At 72.7% G+C, this 19,532-nt stretch carries 17 protein-coding genes, 2 tRNA genes and 1 pseudogene; 15 read left to right on the forward strand and 5 right to left on the reverse strand.

Going from position 1 to position 19,532, the window contains the following annotated elements; translation table 11 throughout:
• Positions 1-244: 244 nt before the first annotated feature.
• The 7 genes from IG90_RS0114010 (at position 245) to IG90_RS0114040 (ending at position 6,948) form a co-directional block, all read left to right on the forward strand.
• Positions 245-1,258 carry a phosphatase PAP2 family protein gene (locus IG90_RS0114010; protein WP_030582922.1) on the forward strand — a complete coding sequence of 338 codons (1,014 nt, stop codon included), beginning with the start codon at positions 245-247 and terminating at the stop codon, positions 1,256-1,258.
• Positions 1,259-1,364: 106 nt separating this feature from the next.
• Positions 1,365-2,375 (forward strand): hypothetical protein, encoded by a 1,011-nt coding sequence (locus tag IG90_RS0114015; protein WP_030582924.1) that lies wholly within the window; start codon positions 1,365-1,367, stop codon positions 2,373-2,375.
• Entirely contained in the window at positions 2,366-3,982 is a 1,617-nt protein-coding gene (locus tag IG90_RS0114020) for a hypothetical protein (protein WP_030582926.1), read from the forward strand. Before IG90_RS0114015 ends, IG90_RS0114020 begins: the two co-directional genes overlap by 10 nt.
• Before the next feature lie 61 nt (positions 3,983-4,043).
• A complete protein-coding gene (locus IG90_RS0114025; RefSeq protein ID WP_030582928.1) occupies positions 4,044-5,378 on the forward strand; it encodes an AAA domain-containing protein in 1,335 nt (444 codons plus the stop codon).
• Positions 5,379-5,548: 170 nt separating this feature from the next.
• Complete coding sequence (locus IG90_RS0114030) at positions 5,549-5,908, forward strand: hypothetical protein (RefSeq protein WP_030582931.1); 360 nt, start codon at positions 5,549-5,551, stop codon at positions 5,906-5,908.
• A 280-nt stretch (positions 5,909-6,188) separates the two neighbouring features.
• Complete coding sequence (locus IG90_RS41125) at positions 6,189-6,884, forward strand: bifunctional DNA primase/polymerase (RefSeq protein WP_030582934.1); 696 nt, start codon at positions 6,189-6,191, stop codon at positions 6,882-6,884.
• Positions 6,875-6,948, forward strand: a tRNA-Lys gene (locus tag IG90_RS0114040). Before IG90_RS41125 ends, IG90_RS0114040 begins: the two co-directional genes overlap by 10 nt.
• A gap of 65 nt (positions 6,949-7,013) precedes the next feature.
• On the opposite strand, the gene IG90_RS0114045 is transcribed toward IG90_RS0114040, so the two are convergent.
• Positions 7,014-8,285 carry a M6 family metalloprotease domain-containing protein gene (locus tag IG90_RS0114045; RefSeq protein WP_411572603.1) on the reverse strand — a complete coding sequence of 424 codons (1,272 nt, stop codon included), beginning with the start codon at positions 8,283-8,285 and terminating at the stop codon, positions 7,014-7,016.
• 355 nt (positions 8,286-8,640) lie between these two features.
• Between IG90_RS0114045 and IG90_RS0114050 the strand changes: the two genes are divergently transcribed.
• On the forward strand, positions 8,641-10,515 hold the full coding sequence (locus IG90_RS0114050) for a putative bifunctional diguanylate cyclase/phosphodiesterase (protein ID WP_030582941.1): 1,875 nt from the start codon (positions 8,641-8,643) through the stop codon (positions 10,513-10,515).
• A gap of 31 nt (positions 10,516-10,546) precedes the next feature.
• On the opposite strand, the gene IG90_RS0114055 is transcribed toward IG90_RS0114050, so the two are convergent.
• Positions 10,547-11,701: an LLM class flavin-dependent oxidoreductase gene (locus tag IG90_RS0114055; RefSeq protein ID WP_030582944.1), complete on the reverse strand. Its 1,155-nt coding sequence runs from the start codon at positions 11,699-11,701 to the stop codon at positions 10,547-10,549.
• A gap of 119 nt (positions 11,702-11,820) precedes the next feature.
• Complete coding sequence (locus tag IG90_RS0114060; protein ID WP_030582947.1) at positions 11,821-12,585, reverse strand: maleate cis-trans isomerase family protein; 765 nt, start codon at positions 12,583-12,585, stop codon at positions 11,821-11,823.
• Between the two features lie 253 nt (positions 12,586-12,838).
• Between IG90_RS0114060 and IG90_RS0114065 the strand changes: the two genes are divergently transcribed.
• The 7 genes from IG90_RS0114065 to IG90_RS0114095 all read left to right on the forward strand — a co-directional run bounded on the left by IG90_RS0114065 (position 12,839) and on the right by IG90_RS0114095 (position 18,246).
• On the forward strand, positions 12,839-13,828 hold the full coding sequence (locus tag IG90_RS0114065) for a D-2-hydroxyacid dehydrogenase (protein ID WP_030582951.1): 990 nt from the start codon (positions 12,839-12,841) through the stop codon (positions 13,826-13,828).
• A 182-nt stretch (positions 13,829-14,010) separates the two neighbouring features.
• Entirely contained in the window at positions 14,011-14,913 is a 903-nt protein-coding gene (ehuB, locus tag IG90_RS0114070) for an ectoine/hydroxyectoine ABC transporter substrate-binding protein EhuB (RefSeq protein WP_030582954.1), read from the forward strand.
• A gap of 18 nt (positions 14,914-14,931) precedes the next feature.
• Positions 14,932-15,663 carry an ectoine/hydroxyectoine ABC transporter permease subunit EhuC gene (ehuC, locus tag IG90_RS0114075; RefSeq protein WP_030582957.1) on the forward strand — a complete coding sequence of 244 codons (732 nt, stop codon included), beginning with the start codon at positions 14,932-14,934 and terminating at the stop codon, positions 15,661-15,663.
• Positions 15,660-16,304, forward strand: coding sequence for an ectoine/hydroxyectoine ABC transporter permease subunit EhuD (gene ehuD, locus IG90_RS0114080; protein ID WP_030582960.1), 645 nt, complete (start codon positions 15,660-15,662; stop codon positions 16,302-16,304). The genes ehuC and ehuD overlap by 4 nt, the downstream gene beginning before the upstream one ends.
• The gene (gene ehuA / locus IG90_RS0114085) at positions 16,294-17,151 is read left to right on the forward strand and encodes an ectoine/hydroxyectoine ABC transporter ATP-binding protein EhuA (protein WP_030582963.1); all 858 of its coding nucleotides are present in this window, start codon (positions 16,294-16,296) and stop codon (positions 17,149-17,151) included. Before ehuD ends, ehuA begins: the two co-directional genes overlap by 11 nt.
• A 167-nt stretch (positions 17,152-17,318) precedes the next feature.
• Positions 17,319-18,077 (forward strand): IclR family transcriptional regulator, encoded by a 759-nt coding sequence (locus IG90_RS0114090; protein WP_030582966.1) that lies wholly within the window; start codon positions 17,319-17,321, stop codon positions 18,075-18,077.
• Positions 18,078-18,172: 95 nt separating this feature from the next.
• Positions 18,173-18,246: transfer RNA gene (locus IG90_RS0114095), tRNA-Lys, on the forward strand.
• A 315-nt stretch (positions 18,247-18,561) separates the two neighbouring features.
• Here IG90_RS0114095 and IG90_RS41930 read toward each other — a convergent pair.
• A pseudogene (locus IG90_RS41930) lies at positions 18,562-18,750 on the reverse strand (acyl-CoA synthetase); the annotation flags it as partial.
• A 26-nt stretch (positions 18,751-18,776) separates the two neighbouring features.
• The gene (locus IG90_RS0114105) at positions 18,777-19,367 is read right to left on the reverse strand and encodes a lytic polysaccharide monooxygenase auxiliary activity family 9 protein (protein WP_030582970.1); all 591 of its coding nucleotides are present in this window, start codon (positions 19,365-19,367) and stop codon (positions 18,777-18,779) included.
• Positions 19,368-19,532: the final 165 nt, after the last annotated feature.

The following is a 19,532-nucleotide window of genomic DNA, read 5'->3' on the forward strand; positions in this document are numbered from 1 at the left end:
TCTCCCTGAAACGCTGGAACGCTGGTGATAGGCCTTCCATCATCCCGTACCGGGCGGAAGGGCAACCTCCGGGGCCGTGCGGGCGTCCCTCCCTGAGCAGCCACCCGCCGACCGCTCGGACCACGGCGGGGACCACTGCGTACGGGATGTCCGGAAGAGGACCCCCCGGGGGAATCGGCGGCACGGTGCCGCCGTACGGTTGAACGCTCGCCGTCGGCCGCATGAACATGGGGAGAGCTACCGGATGCCGCACGCCACCGCGCCGCCCGTGTCCGGTCATCGGCCCCGCTGGTGGACGGAACTGCCTCTCATCGCGGTGGTGTACGCGCTGTATTCGGCGGGCCGGCTCCTGGTGCGCGGCGACGTGTCGACCGCGGTCGACCACGGCCTGGCGATCCTGCGGCTGGAGCAGGCGCTGTACCTGAACGCCGAGCATCCGCTGAACCGTCTCTTCACCAGCACCCCGTCGCTCGGCATACCCGCCGACTTCGCCTACGCGTCCCTGCACTACCTGGTCACCCCGGCCGTCCTCATATGGATGTTCCGGCGCAGATCGTCGGCGTACCGGGCGGCCCGGGTCTGGCTGATGAACTCCACGCTGCTGGGGCTGGCCGGCTTCACGCTGATGCCGACCTGTCCGCCCCGGCTGCTGGACGCGAGCCACGGCTTCGTCGACACGATGGCGCAGTACAGCGGTTACGGCTGGTGGGGCGCGGGGGCGAGCGCCCCGCGCGGGCTGAGCGGGATGACCAACCAGTACGCGGCGATGCCCAGCCTGCACGTCGGATGGTCTCTCTGGTGCGGGATCCTGCTGTGGCGGCACGGCCGCCATCCCCTCGTCCGGGCGGCGGGCGTCGCCTATCCGCTGATCACCACGATCGTCGTGATGGGCACCGCCAACCACTACTTCCTGGACGCCGTCGCGGGCGCCGCGGTGATGGGGGTCGGGGCCCTGTTGGTCAGGCCCGTCATGCGGCTGGCGGACCGGTTCAAGGTGTGGGCCGGGGCCCGGATCGCCGGCCCGGTCGCGGCGCTGTCCGGCGACCGGTTCCGGAGCGGCCGGGGCTCCGCTCCCGAGGACGTTCCGGCGACTGTGTCCCCGAATGTCAGTGCCGGGTGCAAGACTTCCCCGGGTGAGCGAATCCCCGGCCAGCGGACCACCTCCGCAGATCCCCCCGGCACGGCAGTCGGCGGCCCCGGCGCCAGAGACGCCGCCGACGCGGCCGCGAGCGACGACGCTCCGGCAGCGGCTCGCTGAGCTGCGCGGCCCCTCCGTCGCACCGCATCCGCTCGACGCCCGCGCGCTGGCCGCCCTCGCCGCCAATCCCGGCTGCAAGCGGCGTGCTCTGCTCGACGGTGCCGGGGTGGACAAAGGCGTGCTGGCCACCGCGCTCGGCTCCCCCGCCCCCTTCGGGCAGTCCCAGTTCGCCTTCATGCGGGGCAACGCGTTCGAGGCGAAGGTCAAGGCCGACGGCGGCGCCGAGCTGCTGCGCCTGCTGTACGAGCGGCTCGGCGGCGGTGCTCCGCCGCCGGCCGGGGACGCCGCCACGCCCGATCTGAGCGCTGCCGGTCCCGAGGGCCGGGCCGCGCGCACCGCGCTGGCTCTGCGGGAGGCCACGGCTGCGGGCGGTTGGGCGCTGCTGGACCACCCGATGCTGGCCCTGGAGGTGGCGGGCTCCCCCGCCTATCTGGAGCCCGACGCCGTGGTGGTGCACCCCGACGGCCGGTGGACGGTCGTCGAGATCAAGTCGTTCCCGATGATCGACGCCTCGGCCGACGCGTCGAAGGTCGGCGCCGCCGCCCGGCAGGCCGCGGTGTACGTGCTGGCACTGGAGCGGGTCGCGGCGGTGACCGAGGGCGCGGAGGTCGGGCACCGGGTGCTGCTGGTCTGCCCCAAGGACTTCTCGAACCTGCCGACCGCCTCCGTCGTGGACGTACGCAAGCAGCGTGCCGTGACCCGTCGGCAGCTGACCCGGCTGACGCGCGTCGAGGACATCGCGGCGGCGCTGCCGGAGGGGACGACGTTCGACCCGGCGTGCCCGCCCGAGGAGCTGGACGCCGCCGTGGCGGCGGTGCCCCCGGCCTACGCCCCGGAGTGCCTGGCCGCGTGTGAGCTGGCCTTCCACTGCCGGTCGAAGTCGCGGGCCGAGGGGGCGGTGGAGGCGCTGGGCCGCGGTGTGCGCGGTGAGCTGGGCGGGCTGACCACGGTGGCCGGGGTGCTGGCCGCCGCCGCGGGCAAGGAGGGCGATCCCGCCGATCCGACGGTCGCCGCGCTGCGCCGGGCCGCCGCCCTGCGTGCCGAGGCGCTGGAGAGCGCCGCCGTCCTGCGCGCCGGGGCACCGGAGGGTCTGGACGGGGTGGCCGCATGTCGCTGATCACCACCCTGGCCCGGCTGGAGGCCGTCGACACCGGCCGCGCCCAGCCGCTGGCCACCGTCCGGCACCGTCATCTCACCGACCGGCCACTGGTGCTGGTGCCGCTGACCACCGCCGGTGAGGCCGGGGCCCCGCTCGGGGCGCTGGTCGGCACGGACCGGAAGGCGCCCCGTCTGCTGGCCGTCGCCCAGCCGCGCGACCGTGACCTGCGGTTCGCGTTCCTCGCCGAGCTGGCCGAGGCCGTCCTGCCGCACATCGAGGCGTACACGGACGTCGTCGAGCCCGCCGAGCGCAACGAGACCGACCCGGCGACCGGCAGGAAGAACAAGGTCGAGGTCGAGCTGTGCACGGACGCCGCCCAGCTGATCGTGCCGAGCCGGGCGGGCGTCGAGTTCGTCCGGCTGCTGGGCCGGTCCATGCGGTTCCGCCGTACCGCCGAGGACGATCCGGACACCCCTTATCCGGCCCCGGCGCGGGTACCGCTGCTCGGCCGCTGGCTGACGCACTACGGGGAGCGGGCCCGGGTGCCCGGCTCCTCGCTGCTGCCGGCTGTCACGGATCTGCTGAACCGGCACTGGGCGACCGGGCAGAGCAGCCTGGAGGACCAGCATCTGGGCGCGCTGCTGGCCTGGATCGACCCGCCGGCCGGCTCCTCGGGGGCCGAGGCGGCGCTCCGGGCCGAGCTGGCCCGGGACGGGGAGGGCCAGTTGCTGTGTCCGCCAGCGGGTCCGGCCACCGACCCGGACTTCGACAACCGTCTCCTCGCCCCGGCGATCGAACGGTACGACCGGGCGCGCACGGCGTTCGCGTCCGCCGAGGACGGCCTCGCGGCGGATGCCCGCCTCGGTGAGCTGAGCGACGCCGAGCGGGAGATCCGTTCCCTGCTGGCGAAGGTGATGCTGCCGACCTGGGATGCGGTCTGGCGGGGTCTCGACCTGCTGCGGGAGCTGCCCGAGGGGTCCCGGGCCGAGGACCGCTGGACCCGGGACCGGTGGTCGTTCACCGCGCACCGGGACCGGGTGCGCTCGGGCGAGCCGCCGCAGCCGCGCCGCGACGACGCGGTGACGGCGGCCCAGAAGCTGGCCTCCCGGGAGACCGCCCAGGCCCAGCTGGAGGCGCAGGAGGCGCTGGACGATCCGCTGGTGCTGGCGGGGCGGCGGCTGGCGGGCGAGGCGTTCCTCGCCACGGTGACCGAGGTGGAGATGGCGTACACCGAGTCCAAGCGGCCCTCCCCGCGCCCCCTGGTCACCGTCCGCACGGACGAGCGCCCGCATCTGGGCGAGCGGACGAGGGTCTACCGCTCGTCGGACGGGAAACCGCAGACGGCGGAGTTCGTGGCGTACGCGCAGGACCCGCCCCAGGACGGGGAGATCCTGCTGGTGCTGCGGATCCTGGACCGGATGGGCCGGGGCAGGGAGCCCGGGCCCGGTTCGGTGCCGGAGCCCGGGGAGCGGATCACCTGGACCCTGTTCGAGCACGACCAGCGCGGCGGCCCGAAGCTGCCGGACCCGGAGGAGACGCCGTGGACCCATGGCGGCCCGCCGGGCGCGGACGCCGCGACGCGCGCGGAGCGACCCGACCCCGTGACCCCGGAGGACCTGCTGTGATCCCGACCCACGTCGCCACGGAGGGACCGCTGTGACGACCGGCCACCTGGGAGGACCCGCCGTGAGGACCGTCTTCGACCCGGGCGCGGAGGCGGCGCGGGCGACCGGCGCGATCCTCGACGACACCCTGCGCGGCAGCTCCCGGGGCATCGTCGTGGACTCCCCGCCCGGCGCCGGGAAGTCGACGCTGGTGGTCCGGGCGGCGATGGAGCTGGCGGCCGCCGGGCATCCGCTGATGGTGATCGCGCAGACCAACGCCCAGGTCGACGACCTGGTGGTGCGGCTCGCGGAGAAGGACCCGGAGCTGCCGGTGGGGCGGCTGCACAGCAGCGACTCCGACCCGTACGACAAGGTCCTGGACGGCCTCCACAACGTACGGAAGTCGGCGAAGGCGGCGGATCTGGCCGGGCTCGACGTGGTGATCTCGACGGCCGCCAAGTGGGCGCACGTGAAGAACGTGGAGCCGTGGGGGCACGCGATCGTCGACGAGGCGTACCAGATGCGCTCGGACGCGCTGCTGGCCGTGGCCGGGCTGTTCGAGCGGGCGCTGTTCGTCGGGGACCCCGGCCAGCTGGACCCGTTCTCGATCGTGGGCGCGGACCAGTGGGCGGGGCTGAGCTACGACCCGTCGGCGAGCGCTGTGTCCACGCTGCTCGCGCACAATCCGGAGCTGCCGCAGCACCGGCTGCCGGTGTCGTGGCGGCTGCCGGCGTCGGCGGCCCCGCTGGTGTCGGCCGCGTTCTACCCGTACACCCCGTTCCGCAGCGGTACGGACCACGGTGACCGGAAGCTGTCCTTCGGGGTGGCGTCGGACGGGTCGGGGCCCGACCGGGTGCTGGACGAGGCGGCGGAGTCCGGGTGGGGGCTGCTGGAGCTGCCCGCCCGGCACACCCCGCGCACCGATCCCGAGGCGGTACGGGCGGTGGCGCTGGTGGTCCGGCGGCTGCTGGACCGGGGCGGCGTCGCGACGAGCGAGCGGGCCGAGGAGCCGGTGCCGGTGACGGCGGACCGGGTGGCGGTCGGCACGGCCCACCGGGACCAGGCGGCGGCGGTGCGGGCGGCCCTCGCGGAGCTGGGCGTCACCGGGGTCGCGGTGGACACGGCGAACCGGCTCCAGGGCCGTGAGTTCGACGTCACGGTGGTGCTGCACCCGCTGTCCGGGCGGCCCGATGCCACGGCCTTCCACCTGGAGACGGGGCGGCTGTGCGTGCTGGCCTCACGGCACCGGCACGCCTGCGTCGTGGTGTGCCGGGAGGGGGTGGCGGACCTGCTGGACGAGCACCCGTCCACGGAGCCGGTCCAGCTCGGTGTCACGGTCAAGTTCCCCGACGGCTGGGAGGCGAACCACGCGGTGCTGGCCCACCTCGCGGAGCGGCGGGTGCGATGGCGGCCCTGAGCGGAGGCGCGCGCCCGCTGCCCTGAGCCGGGGCGTACGCCCGCGGCCCCGAGCGGGAGTCACTCCCCCGCGCCCCACCGCACGCCCCGGCCCCCTTGCGCGGGGTTGGACAATGGAGGGTGGCCGTCCGGGTCTTCCGGTCATCAGGTCGCCCGAGGGAGGAACACCACATGACACAGTCCGAGCGGAACGAACGGCAGCGGCTGCGCCCCGCGCCGCTGCTCTTCGAGCCGTCTCAGGCCACGGCGGATCCGGAGCACTTCTTCGACCTGGAGTCGATGGAGGACCCCCGCGAGCTGCTGGCCCGTGCGACCGAGCTGACGCAGGCCTTCCGGGCGGCGACGGACCGGTCGGTGGAGTTCCAGGCGCTGGCGGCGGCCCAGCTCGCCGACCCGCGCCGGTTCGACCGGCTGACCCCGGCGGATATCGCGGAGCGCGCGGAGTGGACCGAGGACTACGCGAAGAAGATGATCGAGTTCGGCCGCTCGCTGCTGGACGCGCCGGAACCTGACGTCGCGCCCGGGGTCTGACGCGGCCCGGAGCCCGACGCCGCCCGAGCCTGACGCCGCCCGGAGCACCCGACGTACGAGGCCTGTATGACCTGTAGGGCTGATCTGACCTGTGGGTCTGATCTGACCTGCGGGGCCGATGTGGTCCGTGGGGCGGCCGGGGCAGATGCTGTTCCGTCAGGCCGGAGGTCAGGGTCCAGTGGCATATTCCAGCGGGCAAGATACCCCTCCCCCTCCCACCCCGTCCCGGTTTCCGGCAACTCTCGGAATTCTTTCCGTCACTCCCGGTAGACCTTGCTCCATGAGCGCATGGCTGAAAGACGAAACGACCCTGCAGGCCGGTGCAGCCCCGCACCACGGCGTCGACATCTTCGCCCTGCTGCGGGACCAGTCAGGGCCCCAGGCCGCACGGGTCACGGCGGCCGGCGCCGCCTGGCTGGCGGGGGCCGCCCCCTACCCGCGCAGCACGCTCGCCCAGTGGGAGGAGCGCCCCACGGCTCCCGGGGTACTCCCCTGCGGTTCCGCTTTCGACGTCGTGAACGTGCCGGGGCTGTTCGGGCGGCGGATGCTGGAACAGCTCTGGGCCGAGGGGCCCGGCTCCGGCCCGGTCGCCACGCACCGGGGCCGGATGCTGCTGTTCGCGGCCCCCGGAACGGCCCAGCGGCTGCCCTCGCTGCTGTCCTGGGAGGAGTGGGGATCCGGTGGCCCCGGGCACTCGGGAGGCTCCGGCGAGCGGCGCGGCGAGATGCCGCCCCTGCTCTGTCACGGCACCGGTGACGCCGTGACCGTACCGCCGCTGACCTGCGCGTCGCCCGATGGCGGGCCACGCTGGGTGGTCGCCCCCGACACTCGCAGCCCATGGCTGCCGGGGCCCGACGTACTGCTCTGGGCGTGTGTCCGGGTGAGCCGGTCGGCGCCCTTCCGGGGTGCCGCACATGCGATTTTTCCTCGGGCGGATCAGGATGCTAATGTCTACGACGTCACCAGGCGCCGTTAGCTCAGTTGGTTAGAGCAGCTGACTCTTAATCAGCGGGTCCGGGGTTCGAGTCCCTGACGGCGCACAGACGGAAGAAGCCCCTCGCGAAAGCGGGGGGCTTCTTCGTGTGCCGGGCTCCGGGCAGCGTGGTCAGACGCCGGCGGTGATCCGGACGGTCCAGGAGCCGGACGGGGTGCGGTCGGCGACCTCGACGCGGGTGTCGTCGCCGGGCACCGTGAAGGTCTCCCCGACCCCGAGCGGGGCGTCGGCCAGCGGCGGGTAGACCGAGCGGTCCCAGCAGGCCCCGGTGTTCGGATGGGTGTCGATCACCTCGACGGGCCCGCCGCCGGAGGCCGTCCCGCTGCGGACGCGGTAGATCAGGATGCCCTCGGCGCAGGTGCCCCGGTCGTTCCCGGTGGCGCTGCGGGCCTCGATGGCCAGGGCGCTGCCGGCGCCGGTGCGGACGACGGCGAGCCGGGTCCCGATCGACCCGCCGGGCACGGGAGCCGCGGCGACCGGCTCCAGGGTGAGGTCGGCCGAGCCCTGGACGCAGACGATCTGGGGTCCGCCGAGCCAGCCGAGCTTCCACTTGTGCCAGCCGAACAGGTCCGGGGCGAGTCCGAACTGGCTGCCCATGACGTCCCAGTCGCCGACGTGGGTGTCCCAGTCGCCCTTGCCGTCGGTGGGCCGGTGGTAGAGGTCGGCGAGGTCGAAGACGTGCCCGGTCTCGTGGGCGAGGACGTTGCGGTCGGGCGGGTGCTGCTCGAAGACCGTGACGACGCGCCGGATGTCGCTGTCGTCGGCGCGCAGCGGCCGGTCGAAGTTGACGACCTTGGTGGCGTCGGAGTCGACGCCGGGGGCGTCCGGGTCGGCCACCAGGTAGACGACGTCGTACCGGGAGAAGTCCACCTCGGGGTCGGCGGCGGCGATGGCGTCGCGCAGGTAGGCCGTGCGCCGCTCGGCGCCCCAGTCCCGCTCTATGCCGTACCAGGTGGAGTCGCGCGGCATCCGCGTCCAGGTCCGCTGCGGATGGGCGCGCAGCGTGAACCGGCCGTAGCTGGCGCGTTCGAAGAAGCGGGTGGTGGCGGGGAAGTGGTCGGCGGTGAGCATCCCGGGGGTGAGCGTGGGCTCGGAGTCCGGGAAGGACAGGAAGATCATGACCGCGTCGAGTCCCTGGTCGGGGCGCGGGTAGGCCGCGTTCCAGGTGTTCAGGCCGAGCGAGTGGTGCGCCGCCGTCCGGGGCAGGGCACAGGGCGCCGCGTCCCTCGTGGCGGCCACGGCGGGGCCCGCGACGAGGGACATGGCGGCGAGCGCCAGGAGGGAGGTGGCGGCAGCGGCCAGACTGCGCAGCGGCGGCCGTTCCGCTCCCCCGGGCCCGCGACGGCACGGCACATCGACCTCCGGGTGGGAAACACGGTCCATCCCGTCCACCCTGTGCCGCTTCGCCACACCACGCCCTGTTGTGCTGCCCCACACGGGTCAGCGGCGAGAATCACCCCCCACACCTTCACGGAACGTCACCGCCGACCATTTCAGCCATTCGTTGCACCAGATACGCACAGAAATGATCAGGATCGGGCAAAGCGGAATGCCTGCTACCAGCCACTCGCGGACCCGCGCGGCGGCTCGGACCGGACGGCGAGCTGGAACGGCCGACGCGGCACCCTCTATGCTTCACCACGCTTTCCCGCGTGGAACGGGCCCGTTCACGGATCCGCCACCCGGTGGCCAGTCCGACCCCACCAGTTCACGACGACCTTCACAGCGGGAGCGAGCGGTGAGCGGAACCTCCGAAGGGCCGAGCGCCCCGGCAGGCACGGCCTCCGGCGCACCCCCCGCGCCGGTCACGGAGCGTCATGCGACGGACCCGCCGGCCGTCGGTGACGGTCCCACCGCCGTCGAGCTGCGCGACTACCGGGCCGCCTTCAACGCCGCCACGCTCCCCATGGGGGTCATCGACGGCCGTGGCCATGTCGTGCGGGCCAACGAGGCGCTCGGCGGGCTGCTGGGCACCCCGGCGGCGATCCTCGCCGGGCGGCAGGCGTGCGAACTGCTCGGTCTCGCTTCCGACGACCGCACCTGGCACGCCTATCGCGAGGTGCTCCTGGGCCGCCGTTCCCGGTTCCGCTGCACCCGCCGCCTCAAGCACCCCGACGGGCGCTCGCTGTGGGCCGAGATCACCGTCGTACCGATGACCGGCGCCTCGGCGGCGGAGTCCGCCCGGGTCCTGCTGACGGTCGCGGACGTCAACGACCGGCGCGAGCTCCAGGAGCGGCTGCGCCACCTCCAGATGCACGACCCGGTCACCCGGCTGCCCAACCGGACGCTGTTCTTCGAGCGGCTCGCCTCGGCCCTGGAGACCCCGCCCTACCAGGACGACTCGATGCCGCCCCGGCAGCACGGCCGGATCGGGCTCTGCTATCTGGACCTGGACGGCTTCAAGGCGATCAACGACACCCTGGGGCACCGGACCGGGGACCGGCTGCTCGCAGCCGTCGCCGCGCGGCTCACCGACTGCGCCGAGAACGACGCCTCCCGCAACCCCGGCGGCAGCCGGCTCGTGGCGCGCCTGGGCGGCGACGAGTTCGCGATCCTGGTCGAGGACTCGGCCGGCACGCGGGAGCTCACCGACCTGGCCCGCTCGGTCCTCGCGGCGCTCCAGCAGCCGTTCGACCTGGCCGGGCAGCGGCTCTCGGTCTCCGCGTCGATCGGGGTGGTCGAGCGGACCGCGGCGGGCACCTCGCCCACCGGTCTGATGCAGGCCGCCGACACCACGCTGTACTGGGCGAAGGCCGACGGCAAGGCCCGCTGGACCCTGTTCGACCCCGAGCGCAACGCCCACCGCATGACCCGGCAGTCCCTCTCCTCCACGCTCAGGCCCGCCGTGGAGCGCGGTGAGTTCACGCTGGAGTACCAGCCGCTGGTCGGGATGGCGGACGGGGTGCTGCGCGGGGTCGAGGCGCTGGTGCGCTGGAACCATCCGCAGTTCGGCGTGCTGCCGCCGAACCGGTTCGTGCAGATCGCCGAGGAGGACGGCTCGATCGTCCAGCTCGGCCGGTGGGTGCTGCGCACCGCGTGCCGGCAGGCGCGGCGCTGGCAGCTGGACCACCCGGACGAGCCGCCGCTGTTCATCAGCGTCAACGTCGCCGTCCGGCAGGTCTGGGACTCCGACCTGGTCGCCGACGTGGCCCAGATCCTGGCCGAGTCGGAGCTCGCCCCCGGGCTGCTCCAGCTGGAGCTGACCGAGTCGGCGGTGATGGGTTCGGGCGGCCGGCCGCTGCGGGCGCTCCAGGCGCTGAGCGACATGGGCGTACGGATCGCCATCGACGACTTCGGCACCGGGTATTCGAACCTGGCCTACCTCAGCCGCCTGCCCGTCTCCGTCCTGAAGCTGGACGGGGCGTTCGTGAAGGGCTTCCGGTACGAGGACGGTACGCATCCGAGCCCGGCCGACGAAACGATCGTGGAGGCCATGGTGCAGCTGGCGCACCGCCTGGGCCTGACCGTCACCGCGGAGTGCGTGGAGACGGCCGGGCAGGCCGAGCGGCTGCGGCGGATCGGCTGCGACACCGGTCAGGGCTGGCTGTACTCACGGGCCGTGGCCCCGGAGCGGATCGCCGGGCTGATCGGGTCCCGGCCGCTGGAGGGCTGACGCCCCCGGCCGGCCGGGACCCGGCGCGGCGTCACCGGGCCGCGGGCAGGCCGTACGCGTCCGCGATCAGGTCGTAGCTGCGCAGCCGCGCTTCGCCGCCGTGCGCGTTGGCGGTGATCATCAGCTCGTCGGCGCCGGTGCGCCTGGCCAGGTCGTCGAGGCCGCCGCGGACCTCGTCGGCGGTGCCGTGGATGACGTTGGCGAGCCAGCCGTCGACGAACTCGCGCTCCATCGGGGAGAAGTCGTACGCCTCCGCCTCCTCGGGGCTCGGGATCAGCCCCGGGCGGCCGGTGCGCAGCCGGACCATGGACAGGGCGCCGGTCAGCACCTGGCGGCGGGCCTCGCGCTCGTCGTCGGCGGCCAGCGCGGAGACCCCGATCAGGGCGTACGGGGCGTCCAGCACACCGGAGGGCCGGAAGGACTCGCGGTACAGGTCGAGCGCGGGGATGGTGTTCTGCGCCGAGAAGTGGTGCGCGAACGCGAACGGCAGACCGAGTGTGCCGGCCAGCCGGGCGCTGAAGCCGGAGGAGCCCAGCAGCCAGACCGGCGGCCGGTGCGCGGACTGCACACCGCCGGGGGAGGTCGCCTGTACCGGGCCGGGCACGGCGTGGATCCGGCGGTACGGATGGCCGTCGGGGAAGTCGTCGTCCAGGAAGCGGACCAGCTCACCGAGCTGCTGCGGGAAGTCCTCCGCGCCCTCGTCGAGCCGGTCGCCGCGCCGCAGGGCCGCCGCCGTCGCGCCGTCCGTGCCGGGGGCCCGGCCGAGACCGAGGTCGATCCGGCCCGGGGCCATCGCCTCCAGGGTGCCGAACTGCTCGGCGATCACGAGCGGTGCGTGGTTGGGCAGCATCACCCCGCCGGAGCCGAGCCGGATGCGCTCGGTGTGGGCGGCGATGTGCGCCAGGATCACGGCCGGGGAGGACGAGGCGACCCCGGGCATGGAGTGGTGCTCGGCGACCCAGAAGCGGTGGAAACCGCGGCTCTCGGTGAGCTTCGCGATGTCCACGCTGGTGCGCAGGGCCTGGGTCGCGGTACGGCCCTGCCCCACGGTGACCAGGTCGAGGACGGACAGCGCAACGGCGGCCGTGCCGGCTGCGGCGCCCCGGATCCCGTCGCTGTCGGCCGCGCCGCCGCTCGCTCCGCCCCTCGCGTCGCTGCGGGTCTCGTCGCCTCGGATCTCGTCCACGTGTCGGCCTCTCCCGGTGCTGCTGTCGTACGTCCGCGTATCGGAGGGGTGCAACAGGAGGACGGCTCCGTTTATTCCGCCGGGCCGGGTACGTCACCGGGCCGGCCACGGGCGCGGCGCTACTCCCGTACCTCGATGCCCTTCGGCTCCAGGGAACGCAGCACCGGCTCGCGGGTGGCGAACAGGGTGCCGAGCGCGGGGGCCCAGGTCCGGCGGTCGGTGAGGCGCAGCCCCTCCCACACCGTGACCTGGTTCGCCGTGAGGACGGGTTTGCCGAGCAGTTCCTCCAGTTCGGGGACGTACGCGGCGGTGTGCAGGGCGGTGTCCGGGACCAGCACCACCTCGGCGTCCCGGTGGTCGGCCTCCTGGACCAGCCGTTTCACCTGCTCCGGGGCCCAGGACCCGCTCTCGGCCGACGAGGCGGCCCCGCCGGACGCGGCGGCCACCACCTCGACGCCCGCCGACGCCAGGAACTCCACGAAGAGCCCGGTGACGTCCTCGGGGTAGGGCGAGGCGACGGCGGCCCGGCGGGCGCCCAGCTCCCGTACCGCGTGGCCGAAGCCGATGGAGGTGCTGGAGGCGGGCAGGCCCGCCGCCCGGGCGAGCGTGGCGACCTGCTCGTGGGCGCCCTCCCAGCCCTGCGCGAAGCTGCCGCCGCTGGAGGCCCAGAGCAGCGCCTCGGCCCCGGCGAGACGCAGTTCCTCGACGCCTTCGGCGAGCCGGGCGGGGGCTCCCCGCTCGCGCAGCGCGTCGGCGCGGTAGGCGTCCTCGCCGGTCTCGGTGGCGAACTGGGGCAGCCGGATGTCGGTGTCGAGCAGGATCTCGATCCGTGGGAAGTCGTCCTCGGCGGCGTGGCCCGGGTAGAGAAGTCCTACGGTCGTCATGTCCACCCTTCCTGTACGTCGACGGCTCGCCGCGCGGCGGGCGATCCCTCGCGGGTATCGCGTACGGGTGTCACGGCCGTCCGGACGCTCCGGCGGCCGTGCCCGCGCGACCGGTCACTCTTGCCCCGGCCTGTTCCCAGTATTCCCCCGTGCGGGCACCGGGGCGCGCGGCCGGGCCTCGTTGACGAAGGGGGGCCCTGCTGCGAGCGTGGGAGATCCGTACGTCCGCTCCGTCGCGGAGGGCCGACCAGCGATGCCGGATCCCGTCCTGCTCGTCCTCGACGCCGAACCGTCCCCCCGGCTCGGCCGGCTGACCGGCCGGGTGGAGGTGCGGTACGCGGACGCCTCCTCGCTCGCCGGACTGCTCCCGGCCGCCGATGTGCTGCTCGTGTGGGACGGGGTCTCCGACGCGGTGCGGGAGGCCTGGCCCGGGCCGGGGGCGCGGCCGCGCTGGGTGCACACGGCGAGCGCGGGCGTGGACCGGCTGCTCTGCCCGGAGCTGGTCGCATCCGACACCGTGCTCACCACCGCGCGGGGCGTCTTCGAGCGGCCGGTCGCGGAGTACGTGGCGGGTCTGGTGCTGGCCTTCGCCACGGACCTCCCCGGCACGCTGGAGTCCCAGCGGCAGCGGCGGCGGCACGACCGGGAGGGGCAGGGGGTCGCCGGATCGCGGGCGGTGGTCGTGGGGGCGGGTCCGATCGGCCGGGAGATCACCCGGCTGCTGCACGGCCTGGGGGTCACGGTGGCGCTGGTGGGGCGGACCGCCCGGCGCACGATCCACGGGGTGGCGGACCTGGACCGGCTGGCGGCGCGGGCGGACTGGGTGATCGCGGCGGTCCCGCTGACGGATTCGACGCGCGGGATGTTCGACACCCGGTTCTTCGGGCTGCTCCAGCCGTCGGCGCGGTTCATCGGCGCGGGGCGGGTGGCGACGGTGGTCGAGGCCGACCTGGTGGACGCGCTGAACCGCCGCTGGCTCGCGGGGGCGGCGCTCAGCACCTTCCAGGACGAACCGCCGGACACCGGAAGCCCGCTGTGGGACACCCCGGGACTCGTGCTCACCCCGCACCTGGGCGGGGACACCGTGGGCTGGCGCGACCGGCTGGGCGAGCGTTTCGTGGCGATGTTCGAGCGGTGGTCGCGCGGGCAGCCGTTGCCGAACGTGGTCGACAAGGCCCTTGGCTACGTTCCCTCGTCCGACCTGGCCGAGGACACCGCGCCGAACACTGACTCGCCGTCATGAAGCCTGGGCGGCGGGGAACACGCCCCGCATTACCCTGGTCGCGCTCCGCCCTCCTCCGGGCACGGGAAGGTCACCTTCCGGCCACTGTTGGGTTACATGACCGCGGCCTCCTGCTTAGACGTGCGGGATCGGGCAGGGGCTCAGTCTGTCCGGACTGTTCGACCTCCAGGAGATTGCGAACCATGGCTGAATTCCCGAACCTGTCCCGCCGGGGTTTCCTCAACGGATCGGCGGCCGTGGGCGGCCTCCTCGTCGTTCCCGGCCTGCTCACCGCGTGCAGCAAGACCGACTCCGGCTCCGCGACGGGCGAGGGCGCCCTGGACAAGCTCCGTGAGCAGGGCTTCGTACGGGTGGCGTACGCCAACGAGGCCCCGTACGGGTACCTGGAGGGCAAGGAGCTCAAGGGCGAGGCCCCGACGCTGCACCGGGAGATCTTCAAGGCGCTGGGCGTGGACGAGCTGAAGCCGACGCTCTCCGAGTGGGACGGGCTGATCCCCGGGCTACAGGCCGGGAAGTACGACGTGGTCAGCGCGGGCATGGCCATCACCCCGGAGCGCTGCGGCAACGCGATCTTCTCCGAGCCCGAGTTCATCTCGCCGACCGCGCTGATGGTGAAGAAGGGCAACCCGAAGAAGGTCACCGATCTGGCCTCCGCGAAGGAGGCGGGAATCACCGTCGGTGTGATGTCGGGTGCGGTGGAGGGCAGTTACGCCAAGGGCGCGGGCATCCCCGAGGACAAGATCAAGACCTTGCAGAAGCCGCAGGACGGGGCCGACGCCGTCAAGGGCGGCCGGGTCGACGCCTTCCTGCTCACCGGCATCTCGCTGCGCTGGCTGGCGAAGACCAACCCGGACACCGAGGTCACCGAGGCGTTCGTGCCGGAGCTGGACGGCAAGGAGCAGTTCTCGCCCGGCGGCGCGGTGTTCCGCAAGGGCAACGAGGACCTGCGGGACTCCTTCAACCGCGAGCTGAAGAAGATCGTGTCGGACCGCTCCCGCTATGTGCAGCTGCTGGAGCCGTACGGGTTCGGGGAGACGGAGATCCCGCCCGCCGATCTGAAGACCGCGGATCTGTGCAAGGGCTGACGGGGCGGACGCGCACGCATGAGTGACTTCTTCTCCCTCCTCGTCGAGGAGTTCCCCCGCGTCCGATCGGGTTTGTGGGTGACGTTGCAGGCCACGGTCCTGGGCGCGCTGCTGGCCGGGGTCCTGGCCTTCGCGCTCGGTCTGATGGCGGGCAGCCGGCTGCTCCTGGCCCGCGGGTTCTCCCGGGTGGTCGTGGAGTTCTTCCGCGGCACCTCCCTCTACATCCAGCTGTTCTGGCTCTACTACGCGATGCCGCTGCTGACCGGCTACGAACTGACCCCGGTCATCTGCGGCGTGGTCGCGTTCGGCCTCAACTTCGGTGCGTACGGGGCCGAAGTGGTGCGGGGGGCGGTCAACTCCGTGCCGCGCGGGCAGTACGAGGCGGCGATCGCGCTCAACCTGAGCCCGTCCAGGCGGCTGTGGAAGGTGATCCTGCCGCAGGCCTGGGTGCAGATGATCCCGTCGTTCACCAACCTGCTGATCCAGCTGCTGAAGGCGACCCCGCTGCTGTGGCTGATCTCGGCCGCCGATCTGATGACGGTGATCCAGCAGCTGCGTGACCGTACCGGTGAGACCCTCACCGCCTATCTGACCCTGCTGGTCGCCTACTTCGTGCTGGCGTACGCGCTGACGATGCTGATGAACCTGCTGGAGCGGAGCGCCAAGCGGCGGCTCGGCCTGGACACCGGCGCGAAGAGCCTGTTCAAGAGCCGCAGCGCGTCCACGACCGCCGTGGGAGGTACCCGATGAACGACGGCTTCGACTGGGACGCCGTCGGCGAGTCCCTGCCCCTCCTGCTGGAGGGGTTCAAGGTCACCCTGCTCGCCACCGTGCTCGGCACCGTGGTGGCGGCCGTGCTGGGGCTGGTCGTCGCGGTGGCCGGGCGCGCACCCAGCAGGTTCGTGACCGCCCCGGTGCGCCTCGTCACGGAGTTCGTCCGCTCCACCCCGCTGCTCGTCCAACTGGTCGGCGCGGCGGCCCTGTTCAACACCGTGGAGCCGCTGTACATCGGCATCACGGTCTTGGGCGTCCACTACGCGGCGTACACCTCCGAGGTCTACCGGGCCGGGATCGACGGGGTGCCGAAGGGCCAGTGGGAGGCGTGCCGCGCGCTGTCGCTGTCGCCCCGGCGCACCTGGCAGGCCGTGATCCTTCCGCAGGCGGTGCGCAACGTGCTGCCCGCGCTCGGGAACTACGCGATCTCGATGTTCAAGGAGACGCCGTTCCTCGCCGTGATCACGGTGCAGGAGATGGTCTTCGAGGCCCGGAAGTACGGGGCGGAACAGTTCGCGTACACCGAGGTGTTCACCCTCGCCGGCCTGATCTTCCTGGTCGCGAGCTATCCCACGTCGCTGTTGATGAGAAAGCTGGAGAAGCGCCTTGGCCACTGAACCCCTCCCCCTGAAGAAGACGGAGTCGCCGGGGCCGGCCGGAGCCCCCGAGGACGCCGTACCCGCCGCCGGGAGCCCGGGCGGGCCGCTGGTGCGTTTCGACAAGGTGGTGAAGCGCTACGGCGACCATGTGGTCCTGGACGAGCTGGACTTCACCGTGGACCGCGGCGAGCACGTCACCCTGATCGGGCCCAGCGGCTCGGGCAAGACCACGATCCTGCGGCTGCTGATGACGCTGGAGAAGGTCACCGACGGGGTGATCTGGGTCGACGGCGCCCCACTGACCCACGTCCGTACCCCGGACGGTTCGCTGAAGCCCGCGGGCGAGAAGCAGCTGCGCGAGTCCCGGAAGAAGATCGGGATGGTCTTCCAGCAGTTCAACCTCTTCCCGAACATGAAGGTGATCGAGAACATCACCGAGGCCCCGGTCAGCGTGCTCGGCCAGAGCCGCGAGGAGGCGGAGACCCGGGCCCGGGAGCTGCTGGACCTGGTCGGGCTCTCCGCGAAGGTCGACGCCCACCCCTCCCAGCTCTCCGGCGGCCAGCAGCAGCGGGTCGCCATCGCCCGGGCCCTGGCCATGGAGCCGGAGATCCTGCTCCTGGACGAGGTGACGTCGGCGCTCGACCCGGAGCTGGTGGCGGGCGTGCTGGAGCTGCTGGAGGACATCGCCCGGAACACCGACATCACCATGCTCTGCGTGACCCACGAGATGAATTTCGCCCGGGACGTCTCGGAGAAGGTGCTGATGTTCGACGCGGGACGGGTCGTGGAGTCCGGATCCCCGGAGAAAATCTTCTCGAACCCGTCACACGAACGTACGCGCGAGTTCCTCAACGCGGTGCTGTGACCTCGCAGTTGAGTATTCACTCATGACATTGGCATATGCCGGACGGGTGCGCCCCAGCTTACAGCTCCGGGGCGCACCTACTGGCCCGTCAACTACCGCCCCGTGCGGGCGTTCCGGCGGCTATCGTGAGGCGAAAGCTTGCGGTCACAACCTGGTAGGGGGACACCGTGGCGTTGAAGCCCGAGCCGACCGCGCCGTTCCACTCCGTGCAGTACGCCCTACGCGTGCTGGAGACGGTCTCCAAGCACGGCAACGGAGTGACCGATGCCCAGATCTCCCGCGAGACGGGGCTGCCCACCGGCCACCTCGCCTCCCTGCTCCTCACGCTGCGCCGCGAGGGATACGTGGAGCAGGTCAGCGACGGCGCGTACGTCATCGGCGCCTCGCTGCTGCTGCTCGGCTCCGGGGCGGCCCGCCGCCAGGCCCTGGAGGACCGTCTCCAGCACACCCTGGCCGAGCTGCGCGACTCCGTCGGCGCGGCGGTCTACCTCAGCCGCTATGTCGACGGCGAGGTCAGCGTGACCCAGGTCGCGGACGGGCCGCTCACACCCGCGGTCAACGAGTGGGTGGACTTCCGCTCCTCCGCGCACGCCAGCGCGGTCGGCAAGTGCCTGCTGGCCCAGCTCGACCACGACGGCCGGCGCGACCACATCTCCCGGCACCGGACGGCCCGGCTCACCTCGCGGACGATCACCAACGAGAGGATCCTCTTCTCCCAGCTGGACGCCCAGGCCGCCACGGTCCCGGTGCTGGACCTCCAGGAGTACGCGGTGGGCACCGTCTGCGCGGCCGTGCCGCTGACGGCCGGCTCCGCCGCGGGCTGCCTCGCCCTGTCGCTGCCGATCGAGGACGCGCACCGGCTGCGGGCGGCGGCCGAAACGCTGAGCCGCCGGGCGGCGCCGGTGCTGTTGTCGCTGGCGCTGTAGCGCCGGCTCGGTGCCGGGGCTCGCGCTGGAAAAGGCCTCCTGGGCCGGGTGTCATCAGCACCCTTTCGGACCGGGTATTATTTTCGAGTCAGCAGGCGCCGTTAGCTCAGTTGGTTAGAGCAGCTGACTCTTAATCAGCGGGTCCGGGGTTCGAGTCCCTGACGGCGCACGACACACTGTGGGCGGTCTCCTTCGCGGAGACCGCCCACAGCGCTTTTCCCCTGGTCAGAGAGTTCTACCGTGCTCGGCTCACCGGGCAGGCAGGGCCTCTGGGCCCTCGGCGTCCAGCGGTGCGCAGGAGCCGTCTCCGCCCCGGCCCCTCCAGACCGGGCCCGGGGCGGCGGAAGCCCTCCCGGCGCAGCGCCGCCCGGTGGATCTTGTTCGTCGCGGTAGCCGGCATCCGGTCGAGGATCCGGACGAACCGGGGCCACGTCGCGGCTCCGGCGGCCGGTTCCGGGGGCCCGGTCGGCGAGGACCGCGTTGCGTCGTCGAGCAGTACGCCGAGGCGCGGCTCGCCGCCTCGCGGCAGCGGATCCGCGAGGAGCGCCGCCCGTGCGGCGGCGCCCTCGGCCACCTGGTGATGACTGAGCACGGTGGGGCCGTACTTCAGGGCGGGCCGGTGGTCACCCCATTGACGCCGTACGAGCTCCGCGACGGTGCCGGTACTCCTCATGGCGCCGCACAATAACTGACGGAGCGTCAGAACTTGACGTCGGAGCAGGCGTAGAACGCGTTGGTGGTGTCCGCGACGTTCCAGACGGCGAGGATGACGTGCTTGCCGCTCTTCTGGGTGGGGATCGTGCCCTGGTGGGTCAGCGTGGCCGGCGGCTGCTGGTTCCCGTAGGGCACGGTCATGAAGGGCTGCGATTCGAGCGCGGCCCGGGTGAGCGGCTTCGTGGAGTCCCAGCCGTTCTTGGTGATGTAGTAGCGGAAGTCGCTCGTACGGTGACGAGCGGTGAACTGCCAGCGGAAGCTGTAGCCCTGGCCGCCGGTGACCTGGGTGGCGGGCCAGTTGCCGCCACGCGGGTCGTCCAGCTGGGCGAACTGTCCGTTGCCGCCGGAGCAGATCTTGCCGTCCGCCGGTCCCGACGCCGGGAAGCCCTTGGGCCCCTCGACACTCTGCGGCTCCCACTGGATGTTGCCACAGCCGGTCACCGTGCCGTTGGCGCACAGTTTCTGACGGCTGATCGGGGAGTCCGTGTAGCCGTGACTGCTGGCGCTGGTCGTCGCGAGTACCGAGACGCCCGCTATCGCCAGTCCGATCACGGCCGCGCTTGCCTTTTTCCGCATGGGCTGTCGCTCCTCTAGAACGTGGGGGAGGTTCCATGAGCATTGCTCGACTGCTGCGCGCTTGGTGCGTGGTGCGTGGTTCCGTGCATGCGGTGCTGCGGTCTAGACCAAGTCCTAGATTATTGACGCGGCGTGAACATGTCCAGACCAATGAGCGTCATATTC

The organism is Streptomyces anulatus (assembly GCF_000721175.1).
Lineage (GTDB): Bacteria > Actinomycetota > Actinomycetes > Streptomycetales > Streptomycetaceae > Streptomyces > Streptomyces anulatus_C.

Excerpts from the sequence above, each read along its gene's own strand:
- ehuB (WP_030582954.1), top strand. The coding sequence starts at position 14,011 with ATGGCTGAATTCCCGAACCTGTCCCGCCGGGGTTTCCTCAACGGATCG.
- IG90_RS0114010 (WP_030582922.1), top strand. The coding sequence starts at position 245 with ATGCCGCACGCCACCGCGCCGCCCGTGTCCGGTCATCGGCCCCGCTGG.
- IG90_RS0114105 (WP_030582970.1), bottom strand. The coding sequence starts at position 19,367 with ATGCGGAAAAAGGCAAGCGCGGCCGTGATCGGACTGGCGATAGCGGGC.
- ehuD (WP_030582960.1), top strand. The coding sequence starts at position 15,660 with ATGAACGACGGCTTCGACTGGGACGCCGTCGGCGAGTCCCTGCCCCTC.
- IG90_RS0114030 (WP_030582931.1), top strand. The coding sequence starts at position 5,549 with ATGACACAGTCCGAGCGGAACGAACGGCAGCGGCTGCGCCCCGCGCCG.
- IG90_RS41125 (WP_030582934.1), top strand. The coding sequence starts at position 6,189 with ATGAGCGCATGGCTGAAAGACGAAACGACCCTGCAGGCCGGTGCAGCC.
- IG90_RS0114020 (WP_030582926.1), top strand. The coding sequence starts at position 2,366 with ATGTCGCTGATCACCACCCTGGCCCGGCTGGAGGCCGTCGACACCGGC.
- ehuC (WP_030582957.1), top strand. The coding sequence starts at position 14,932 with ATGAGTGACTTCTTCTCCCTCCTCGTCGAGGAGTTCCCCCGCGTCCGA.
- IG90_RS0114060 (WP_030582947.1), bottom strand. The coding sequence starts at position 12,585 with ATGACGACCGTAGGACTTCTCTACCCGGGCCACGCCGCCGAGGACGAC.
- IG90_RS0114045 (WP_411572603.1), bottom strand. The coding sequence starts at position 8,285 with ATGGACCGTGTTTCCCACCCGGAGGTCGATGTGCCGTGCCGTCGCGGG.
- IG90_RS0114065 (WP_030582951.1), top strand. The coding sequence starts at position 12,839 with ATGCCGGATCCCGTCCTGCTCGTCCTCGACGCCGAACCGTCCCCCCGG.